The organism is Teichococcus aestuarii (assembly GCF_003116135.1).
Taxonomy (GTDB): Bacteria; Pseudomonadota; Alphaproteobacteria; order Acetobacterales; family Acetobacteraceae; genus Pseudoroseomonas; species Pseudoroseomonas aestuarii.
Genome location: NZ_PDOA01000011.1, coordinates 136,454 through 145,579, shown reverse-complemented (window position 1 = coordinate 145,579; position 9,126 = coordinate 136,454). Strand labels below are relative to the sequence as shown.

General features: G+C 72.0%; 8 protein-coding genes. 6 read left to right on the top strand and 2 right to left on the bottom strand.

Features of this window, described 5'->3' with window-relative positions; all coding sequences use genetic code 11:
- Nucleotides 1-82: 82 nt before the first annotated feature.
- The 5 genes from CR165_RS16360 to CR165_RS16340 are packed head-to-tail and all read left to right on the top strand — an operon-like array spanning nt 83 to nt 4,758.
- On the top strand, nt 83-427 hold the full coding sequence (locus CR165_RS16360) for a DVU3141 family protein (RefSeq protein WP_181378200.1): 345 nt from the start codon (nt 83-85) through the stop codon (nt 425-427).
- An 8-nt stretch (nt 428-435) separates the two neighbouring features.
- A complete protein-coding gene (locus tag CR165_RS16355) occupies nt 436-1,224 on the top strand; it encodes an ABC transporter permease (protein WP_245906486.1) in 789 nt (262 codons plus the stop codon).
- 7 nt (nt 1,225-1,231) lie between these two features.
- Nucleotides 1,232-1,882 carry an ABC transporter ATP-binding protein gene (locus tag CR165_RS16350; RefSeq protein WP_109518006.1) on the top strand — a complete coding sequence of 217 codons (651 nt, stop codon included), beginning with the start codon at nt 1,232-1,234 and terminating at the stop codon, nt 1,880-1,882.
- Nucleotides 1,883-1,889: 7 nt separating this feature from the next.
- Nucleotides 1,890-3,035 carry a capsule biosynthesis protein gene (locus CR165_RS16345; protein WP_109518005.1) on the top strand — a complete coding sequence of 382 codons (1,146 nt, stop codon included), beginning with the start codon at nt 1,890-1,892 and terminating at the stop codon, nt 3,033-3,035.
- Nucleotides 3,025-4,758 (top strand): polysaccharide biosynthesis/export family protein, encoded by a 1,734-nt coding sequence (locus tag CR165_RS16340; RefSeq protein WP_109518004.1) that lies wholly within the window; start codon nt 3,025-3,027, stop codon nt 4,756-4,758. Before CR165_RS16345 ends, CR165_RS16340 begins: the two co-directional genes overlap by 11 nt.
- A 40-nt stretch (nt 4,759-4,798) precedes the next feature.
- Here CR165_RS16340 and bluB read toward each other — a convergent pair whose 3' ends face one another.
- Together bluB and CR165_RS16330 are read right to left on the bottom strand one after the other, a co-directional pair.
- A complete protein-coding gene (gene bluB / locus CR165_RS16335; RefSeq protein WP_109518003.1) occupies nt 4,799-5,431 on the bottom strand; it encodes a 5,6-dimethylbenzimidazole synthase in 633 nt (210 codons plus the stop codon).
- Nucleotides 5,432-5,439: 8 nt separating this feature from the next.
- Entirely contained in the window at nt 5,440-7,611 is a 2,172-nt protein-coding gene (locus tag CR165_RS16330; RefSeq protein ID WP_181378199.1) for a glycosyltransferase family 4 protein, read from the bottom strand.
- A 146-nt stretch (nt 7,612-7,757) separates the two neighbouring features.
- On the opposite strand from CR165_RS16330, the gene CR165_RS16325 reads away from it, so the two are divergent.
- Entirely contained in the window at nt 7,758-9,104 is a 1,347-nt protein-coding gene (locus CR165_RS16325; protein ID WP_109518001.1) for a glycosyltransferase family 4 protein, read from the top strand.
- Nucleotides 9,105-9,126: the final 22 nt, after the last annotated feature.

The following is a 9,126-nucleotide window of genomic DNA, read 5'->3' as shown; positions in this document are numbered from 1 at the left end:
AGAACGTCCGCAAGCCTGCGTGATGGGGCAGTCTGTGAGCAGCTCTGCCCGCCTTCGCCGATTGACAAGCCTGGTTGTGCCAATGCTGGCCGCATTGGTCCTGTCCGGCTGCGATACCCTGTCCGGCATGGGAGGTGGCCAGACGGCCGCCACGCCGGCGGCCCTGCCGCAGAGGCCGCTGGAGCCCCTGGCGGTCTTTGCCTCCCAGGCACGGCCGGGCGAGCAGAGCACGCTTTCGCCGGCCCCGGGGGCGGCGCCCGTGCGGGTGCAGATGGTGCGCAGCTATTACGCCGCCAGCGGGCGGCCCTGCCGTGAGCTGGCCCTGGGCAGCGGCAGCACCTCGCGCCCGGTGCTGTATTGCGAGGAGCCGACCGGCTGGGCCGCGGCGCGCCCGCTGCTGCGGGGTGGAGCGGTGGCCCGGCCGTGATAGCCGATGTGCCCCGCCGCGCGCCGAGCAGCCCCCTGGCGGCGCAGATCCGGGTCATCAGCGCCCTGTTCATGCGCGAGCTGCTGACACGCTTCGGTCGCAGCCGGGTCGGCTACATTTGGCTGATCGGCGAGCCGCTGATGCTGGCACTGATGATCTCGGCCCTGCACTGGGCGAGCGGCAGCCATCTGCCCAACGACCTGCCGACCTTCCTGTTCTACGGCATGGGCTACGTGCCCTTCCTGATGTTCCGTTCCATCGCCAGCCGTGGCGCGGCGGCCGTCACCTCCAACATATCGCTCCTGTTCCACCGCAGCATCACCCTGCTGGACCTGATGATCGCGCGGAACATCATGGAGACGCTGGTCTGCATGACCCTGGTCGCGCTGTTCGTCCTGGGGGGGATGCTGACGATTGGAGAGATCCCGCATCATCCGGGGCAGCTGATCCTCGGCCTCGTCCTGAGCGCGCTGCTCGGGCATGGGCTGGCCATGCTCCTGGGCTCGCTGCAGGTCTTCGTCGAGTTCACCGAGCGGCTGGTGCACCCCTTCACCTACATCCTCATGCCCATCTCCGCGCCCTTCTACATGGTGGAGACAATGCCGCCGAACGTGCGCGAGATGCTGCTGTGGAACCCGCTCGTCCATATCAACGAAATGAACCGCTGGTCCATGTTCGGCGACCGCATCGTGCCGCATTACGACCTCGGCTACGTGATGATCTGGGTGCTTGGCCTGAACCTCCTCGGCATGGCCGGGCTGCGCGCGGCGCGGCCGCGCCTGTCGATGTCGGACTGAGCGCCGCATGATCGAGCTGGAGAACGTCTGGAAGCGCTTCGAGTCCCGCCAGCAGGGGCACCGCTACATCCTGCGTGGCGTGCATGCCCGCATCCGGCGGGGCGACCAGGTGGGCATCCTCGGCCGCAACGGTGCCGGCAAGTCCACCCTGCTGCGCATCTTCGCCGGCGTCGAGGCGCCGACCCGCGGCCGCATCCGGCGGGAGATGTCGATCTCCTGGCCGATCGGCGGCGGCTACGGCATCCAGAGCAGCCTGACCGGCATCGCCAATGCCCGCTTCATCGCCCGCCTCTACGGCATGCCGCTGCAGCGGACGGAGGAGTTCGTCGCCGATTTCTCCGAGCTCGGCCCCTATTTCCGCGAGCCGGTCCGGACCTATTCCTCCGGCATGCTGTCCCGCCTGCTGATGGCCCTGTCCTTCGCGGTGGATTTCGACTGCTACCTGGTGGACGAGGCGCTCTCCACCGGCGATGCCCGCTTCGCCAACAAGTGCCGCGAGGTGCTGGAGGTGCGGCGGGCCAACGCGGCCATGCTGCTCGTGTCGCACAATGCGGGGCATGTGAAGAAGTACTGCAAGACAGCCGCGATCCTGCGGAACGGCATGCTGGAATTCTACGAGGACGTTGATGAAGCTATCGCCGCCTACCAGGGTCTCTGACCCGGGCATGACCGGCGCGGCGGCCAGCCGCCCCGCCGCGTCCCGTTCATCGTCGCCATGGCTGCGGATGCTGTGGCGGCGGCGCTTCTACCTGCTCCTCGTCGTGCTGCCGACGCTGATCGCCGGCCTCTACCTCTACGGCTTCGCCGCCGGGCAGTATGTCTCGGAAACCCGCTTCCTGGTGCGGGGCCGGCAGGAGACGCGGGTGGCCTCGTCGCTGAGCGACATGATCGGCGCCGCCGGCTTCAAGCAATCCTCCGAGGAGGCGCTCAGCGTGCGGGACTTCCTGCGGTCGCAGGACGCGCTGAAGGCGCTGGATCGCAGCATCGACCTGACCGGCCTCTACCGCCGGCCGGAGGCCGACCTCCTGTTCCGCCTCTGGACCGCCGACCCGCCGATCGAGTTTCTGCAGATCTACCATCAGTGGATGAACGCGATCTCGCATGACGCGACCTCCGGCATCATCACCCTCCAGGCGCGTGCCTTCCGGCCGGAGGATGCGCAGCGTATCGCCGAGGAACAGCTCCGCCTGTCGGAGACCTTCATCAACGACCTCTCCGTCAAGGCGCGCGAGGAGACCCTGCGCGTGGCGCATGAGGAGCTGGCGCGCGCCGAGCAGCGGGTGCGGGATTCGCAGATGGCCGTCACCACCTTCCGCCAGCGGGAGCAGGCGGTCGATCCCTCGCGCAGCGCGCAGATCGGGCTGGAGGGCCTCGGCGCGCTGGAAGGCCTGCTGACCGCCGCCCGCGCCGAGCTGCAGGAGAAATCCTCCTACATGCGGAACGACAACCCGCAGATTGCCACGCTGCGCAACCGCATCGCCTCGCTGCAGACCGAGATCGCCCGCCATCGCGAGCGGCTGACGCTCGGCGGGCAGGCGCTGCCGGGCCAGCTGGCCACCTATGAGCGGCTGATGCTGGAGCGCGAGTTCGCCGACAAGCAGCTCGCCTCCGCCACCGCCTCGCTGGAGACGGCGCGGCTGGACGCGCAGCGCCAGCAGCTTTTCCTGGCGCGGGTGGTGCAGCCCAACATGGCGGAGTACCCGCTCTACCCGAAGGCCGGGGTCATGCTGATCAGCATGTTCCTGGTGCTGTCGGTGCTGTACGGGATTGGCTGGATGCTGGCTGCGGGGATTCGTGAACATGCTCTCTAACCGTGCGCTGGTCGCCGCCCTCCTGGCGGCGCTGACCGCCGGCGATGCCCTGGCGCAGTCGAACCCCCTGCTCAGCGCGCCCGTGCCGGCCGGCATGGCGCAGGGCGGCAACAACGCGCCGCAGACCGTGCCGCAGCTGCTGCCGGACACCAGCCTGATCAACCGCGCCGGCAGCACCACCGAGGCGGAGGCCGGCGCCACCGCCGAGGGGCCGCTGGCCGAGCCGTTCCGCCCCGCCGGGCCCAGCCGCACCGTGTTCGGCGCCGCGCTGTTCGCCCGCTCGGCGCCGACGCCCTCGGAGACCAGCAACCCGAACTACCGCCTGGGGCCGGGGGACCGCGTCAGCGTGCGCGTCTGGGGCCCGGTGGAGGCCGAGGTGATGGGCGCCATCGACCCGGAGGGCAACCTGTTCCTGCCCTCGATCGGGCCGCTGCGCCTGGCCGGCACCCGCGCCGGCGACCTGCAGCGCACCGTCGAGACCGAGGTGCGGCGGATCTATACCCAGCAGGTGCAGGTCTATGCCGTGCTGCTCTCGGCCAGCCAGATCGGCGTCTATGTCACCGGCTTCGTCAAGCTGCCGGGCCGCCACCGCGGCTCGGGCTCGGACACGGTGCTGGACTACCTGCTGCGCGCCGGCGGCGTCGATCCGGTGCGCGGCTCCTACCGCGACATCGTGGTCAACCGCGGCGGGCGGGCCGTCACCCGCATCGACCTCTACCCCTTCCTGCTGCAGGGCAAGCTGCCCGGCCTGACGCTGCAGGATGGCGACACCATCGTCGTCGGCAGCCAGGGGCCCACCGTCTCGGTCGATGGCGCGATCCGCAACAACTACCTCTTCGAGGTGAAGGACCGCGCCATGGCCGGCAGCGAGCTGATGGACCTCGCGGGGCCGCTGCCGGCGGCCACCAACGCCGTCATCCGCGGCACGCGCAACGGCCAGCCCTGGTCCCGCTATGTCGACATCCCGGCGCTGCGCCGCCAGTCCCTGCTCGACCAGGACGTGGTGACCTTCATCACCGACGCGCCGGCGCCCACCGTGCGCGTCTTCGTCGAGGGCAGCCGCATCGGCCCCTCGGTGCTGGTGGCCGACCGCGACATGAACCTCTGCCAGCTGCTCGACCACGTCGCGGTGGAGCCGAACCTGGCGGATACCGGCTCGGTCTACCTGCTGCGCAAGCGCATCGCTGCGCAGCAGCGCCGCTCGATCAACGAGGCGCTGGACCGGCTGGAGCGGCAGCTCTTCACCGCCACCTCCGCCACCACCGGCGTCGCCGAGATCCGCGCCAGCGAGGCGCAGCTCGTCTCCAACTACATCCAGCGCGGCCGCCGGCTGGAGCCGGAGGGGCGGCTGGTGGTGATGGACAATGGCGGGCGCTGCACCAATGTGCGGCTGGAGGATGGCGACACCATCGTCATTCCCGAGCGCTCCGACACCGTGCTGGTGGCGGGCGAGGTCTCGACGCCGCAGGCCATCCTGTGGCGCCCGAACATGACCATCCAGGATTATGTGAAGGCGGCCGGCGGCTACACCCAGCGCGGCGACGATGGCGGGGTGATGATCCGCCGCGCCAGCGGCCAGATCATCCTCGACCCGCGCGAGGGGCCGCGCCCGGGCGACGAGCTGATCGTCCTGCCGCAGCTGGGGGCCAAGAGCTTCCAGATCACCCGCGACCTGCTGCAGCTGATCTACCAGTCGGCGCTCTCGGTGCGGGTCTTCAACTGACCGCGCCGAGGGCCGGGGGGAGGTGGTCTGCCCCCGGCCCTCAGCGCCGCAGCAGCGGCGCGGGGTGGGGCGTTTCCCAGCCTTCGCGCTGCAACTCCGGCGTCTCGGAGTCCGCCTGCGGATAGCCCAGGCAGAACAGCCCGATGAAGCGCCATTCCGCCGGCACCGCCAGCGCCGCCGCCATCCCCTCCGGCTCCAAGATCGACACCCAGCCGAGGCCCAGCCCCTCCGCGCGCGCGGCCAGCCACAGCGTGTGCGCCGCCATCACCGCCGAATAGTCCAGGGTCTGCGGCATGGTGCGGCGGCCCAGCCCGTGGCCCTGCGCCGGGTCGGGCAGGGCGAAGAGGGCGAGCAGGCAGGGCGCCTCCTCCAGCCCCGCCAGCTTCAGCCGGGCATAGCGCGCGGCCCGCTCCGCCGGCTGCGCCGCCAGGGCCTCGGCGTTGCTGCGGCGGAAATTCTCCCGCAGCCAGGCGCGGCGCGCCGCATCCTCCACCAGCACGAAGCGCCAGGGCTGGCTCAGCCCCACCGAGGGGGCCAGCGCCGCCAGCGCCAGCAGCCGCTCCAGCGCCGCCTCCGGCACCGGATCGGGGCGGAAATGGCGGACATCCCGCCGCCAGCGGAACAGCGCCTCCAGCCGCGCCTGGAAGGCGGCGTCGAAGACGGGCGGCGTCACCGGCGGCGTCACATCCCGGGCCGCGCGGCGGGGACGAGGAAGTGGCGCTGCTCCAGCAGGGCCAGCCGTTCGTCCAGCCGCCCGGCGCGGGCCAGGCCGAAGCCGGCGAGGCCGATGCCCAGATGCCCGGCCTCCCGGTCGGCCGGCGGCACGCGGCTCAGCAGCTCCACGCGCAGCAGCGGGCCGCCGGCCGGTACGTCCAGCGCCAGGATGGCCGATTGCCCCGCCCGCAGATGCAGCGGCACCGGGGCGGCCGGCGCCGCGTCCTCGCGCTGTGCCAGGATCTCCACCATGCGGTGCGCGGGGGCCGGGGCGCGCAGCTCCAGCTCCAGCCGCAGCGGGCCGGCCTGCTCCGGGCCCAGCGGCAGCGCCAGCAGCGCCTCGCCCGGGCGGGTCCAGGCCTCCTCCGCCGCCAGCGGGTGCCAGCCCTCGCCCTGCCGCACCGCCTCGGCGATCGCCATCTCCAGGCAGGGCCGCCCCGTCTCCAGCCGCCGCAGCCGGTGGCGCCGGCCCGCGGGCACCGGCAGGCGGCCGAGCAGGGAAGGCGGCGGCAGCCCTGGCGCGGTGCCGCCGGCCAGGCGCTCCGCCTCCGCCATCAGCTGCGCCGCCACCGCCTCCCAGCCGCGCAGCGGCGGCGCGGCGGCGATGCGCGCCTCGGCGGCGGCGCGGAATTCCGGCTCGGTGATCAGCCGGGTCAGCTTCTCCAGCAGGTCCGGCTCGCTGCCGGGGGCGAAGAACAGCGCGCCGCCTTCCCCCGCCTCGCGCAGCGCCGAATGCTCGGGCACCAGCGGCACCTTGCCGGCGGCCAGGCTCTCCGTCACCGGCAGGCCCCAGCCCTCATGGTGGCTGTTGTAGAGGGTGAACAGGCATTTGCGGTACAGCGCCGCCAGCAGCGGGTCCGGCACGTCGTGCAGCAGCCGGACGCGGGCGCGCAGTTCCGGCACCGAGTCGAGCAGCGCCAGCGCCGCCTCCGCCCGCCAGCCCGGCCGGCCGACGCAGACCAGCAGCGGCACGGCGCCCGGGCCCAGCCGGCGCAGCAGCGTCAGCCAGGCGCCGAACACCATCAGGTGGTTCTTCCGCCCCTCGATGGTGGAGACGAACAGCACGAAGGGCGTGCCGTCGCGCAGCAGGGGGTGCTCGGGCGGCGGGGCGGAGGGCAGGGCGGCCAGGGGGCGCGGCGCGGCGTCCAGCGGCACCACCGCGGCCGGGGGCACGGGCAGCTCCGGCAGCAGCGCCGCGTGCAGGCGGCGCATGTCGTCGCGCGTGGAGCGGGAGACCGCCAGCACGCCATCGGCATGCAGCGAGAGGCTGGCGAACCAGCGGGCATAGGCCCGCGTCACCCCTTCCGCGCAATGCTCGGGCAGCAGCAGCGGGATGCAGTCGTGCAGCAGCGGCACGTGGCGCAGCCCGTCCCGCTCGCGGGCCAGGCGCAGGCTGGCGAGGTAGTCCGGCTGGCCCCAGGTGCCGCCCAGCGTCACCAGCACCGCGCCGGGGGCGAAGCGCAGCGGTGGCGGGCTGGCCAGCAGGGCCTCCAGCAGCGTGGCGGCGTCGCGCCATTCGGGCGCCTCGGGGTCGGCGCCCTCGGTCATCAGGCGCTCGAGCCGCAGGAAGAGCGGCGCCGGCAGGGCGCGCCAGCCGCCGCCCCCGGCGGGCATGGCGCAGAGCGGCGGCGGCGTGGGCGCGGACAGCGCGGCGCGGGCGAGGCCGAGCTGCACGCGCTGGATGCCGCTCGGCGCCCGCCGGCCGCCGCGGATCCAGGCGGCGAGGTCGGTCAGGTCCAGCACCACGCCGGCGGCGGCCGTGGCCAGGGGCCGCGCCGGGCGCTCGCCGGCCAGGGCGCGCCATTCCCGCCAGCCATCCTCGGATCGCGGGTCCAGCAGCAGGGCATGGCCGTAGGCGGCCAGCGCCGCCTCGCGCGCGCCGCGCAACTTCTCGGCATGGCCGATCTGCAGCGGGATGTCGGCCTCCTCCGGCCGCTTGCGGGCGGCGTCGCGGTAGAGCGCCAGGGCGCCGGCGATGTCGCCCGCCTCCTTCAGGCAGTGCCCCTGCTGCACCTGCATGCCGGCATCCTCGGGGCGCAGGCGCAGGAAGGCCGCGTAGGCCGCCGCCGCCGCGCGCCATTCCCGCCGGTTGCGCAGCTCGTCCGCCTCCCGCCGCAACGCCTCCGCATCGTCCAGCATGTCCGCTCCCGCTTTGGTCTCCGCTGTTCCATCCCCTCCGCGGGGCATGGCGGTCAAGAGCCGGGCACCCTTCGCGGAAAGGGAGCATGGACGGGTGCCCGCCCGCCCGGCTACCCCTGGGATGGATCTCGGCCTAGGGTCTCTCCATGCGCTCCCGAATCTACCTCGACGGCTACAACCTCGCGCTCGACCAGGGCACGGGCGTCGCCACCTATGCCCGCAACCTGAGCTTCCGGCTGGGGGCGATGGGGGCGGAGGTGGGGGTGCTCTACGGCACCCGCGCCAGCCCCAGCCGCAATGAGCTGATCCGCGAGATCGCCTTCTTCGACAACCGCGTGGGCGAGAGCGCCAAGCTGCTGCGCTGGCTGCGCGCCATGCGCCGGGTGGCGATGGGGCCGCTCGGCGAATACGCCACCCGCGTGCCGATCACCGGCAACGTCGTGGCCAGCACCTTCGAAAGCCGGATGCCGCATTTCGACCATCTGTGGAACGTCGAGAACGGCTTTTCCCTGGCGGCCAACTACTTCAAGCACTTCAAGCACCGGCTGACGATCCGGATGCCGCGCCCGCCCGAGATCATGCACTGGACCTACCCGGTGCCGATGCGGCTCTCGGGCGCCAAGAACATCTACTGCCTGCACGACCTGGTGCCGCTGCGCCTGCCCTACACGACGCTGGACAACAAGCGCCGCTACTACCGGCTGAACCGCCTGCTGGTGCGCCAGGCCGACCATATCGTGACGGTGAGCGAGGCCTCGCGCCGGGACATCATCAACCTGCTCGGCGCCGACCCGGAGAAGGTGACGAACACCTACCAGGCCGTCGACCTGCCGCGAAAATTCGCCGAGAAGCCGCTGAACGAGGCGCAGGACGAGGTGATGGGCAGCTTCGGCCTGTCCTGGAAGGGCTACTTCCTGTTCTTCGGCGCCATCGAGCCGAAGAAGAATGTCGGCCGCATGATCGAGGCCTTCCTCGCCTCCGGCTCCGAGCTGCCGCTGGTCATCGTCGGCAAGCAGGCCTGGAAGAGCGAGGAGGAGCTGAAGCTCCTGTTCGACGACCACATCCGCTACCAGGTGCAGGAGGGCTCCATCCTGCGCACCCGGCGCAAGATCATCCTGCTGGACTACGCGCCCTTCCGGCTGCTCATCTCGCTGATCCGCGGCGCCAGGGCGGCGCTGTTCCCCTCGCTCTACGAGGGGTTCGGCCTGCCGGCGCTGGAGGCGATGATGCTGGGCACGCCGGTGATGACCTCCAACACCTCCTCCCTGCCCGAGGTGGTGGGCGAGGCCGCCATCACCGTCGACCCCTACGACGTGCGGGCGATGGTGGAGGCGATCCGCGCCCTCGACACCAATGCGGAGCTGCGCGGCTGGCTCGCCGCCGCCGGGCCGCAGCGCGCCGCGCTGTTCAGCAACGCCGCCTATGAGAAGAAGCTTTCCGAGGTCTATGCCCGGCTTGGCGTCGGGCCATCGGCCGCAGGGGAAGGCCAGTAAGGCATTCTTCTTTTTCTGAAGA

Coding starts and splice junctions, on each gene's coding strand:
- CR165_RS16360 (WP_181378200.1), top strand. CDS start 83: ATGCTGGCCGCATTGGTCCTGTCCGGCTGCGATACCCTGTCCGGCATG.
- CR165_RS16350 (WP_109518006.1), top strand. CDS start 1,232: ATGATCGAGCTGGAGAACGTCTGGAAGCGCTTCGAGTCCCGCCAGCAG.
- CR165_RS16345 (WP_109518005.1), top strand. CDS start 1,890: ATGACCGGCGCGGCGGCCAGCCGCCCCGCCGCGTCCCGTTCATCGTCG.
- CR165_RS16340 (WP_109518004.1), top strand. CDS start 3,025: ATGCTCTCTAACCGTGCGCTGGTCGCCGCCCTCCTGGCGGCGCTGACC.
- CR165_RS16330 (WP_181378199.1), bottom strand. CDS start 7,611: ATGCTGGACGATGCGGAGGCGTTGCGGCGGGAGGCGGACGAGCTGCGC.
- CR165_RS16325 (WP_109518001.1), top strand. CDS start 7,758: ATGCGCTCCCGAATCTACCTCGACGGCTACAACCTCGCGCTCGACCAG.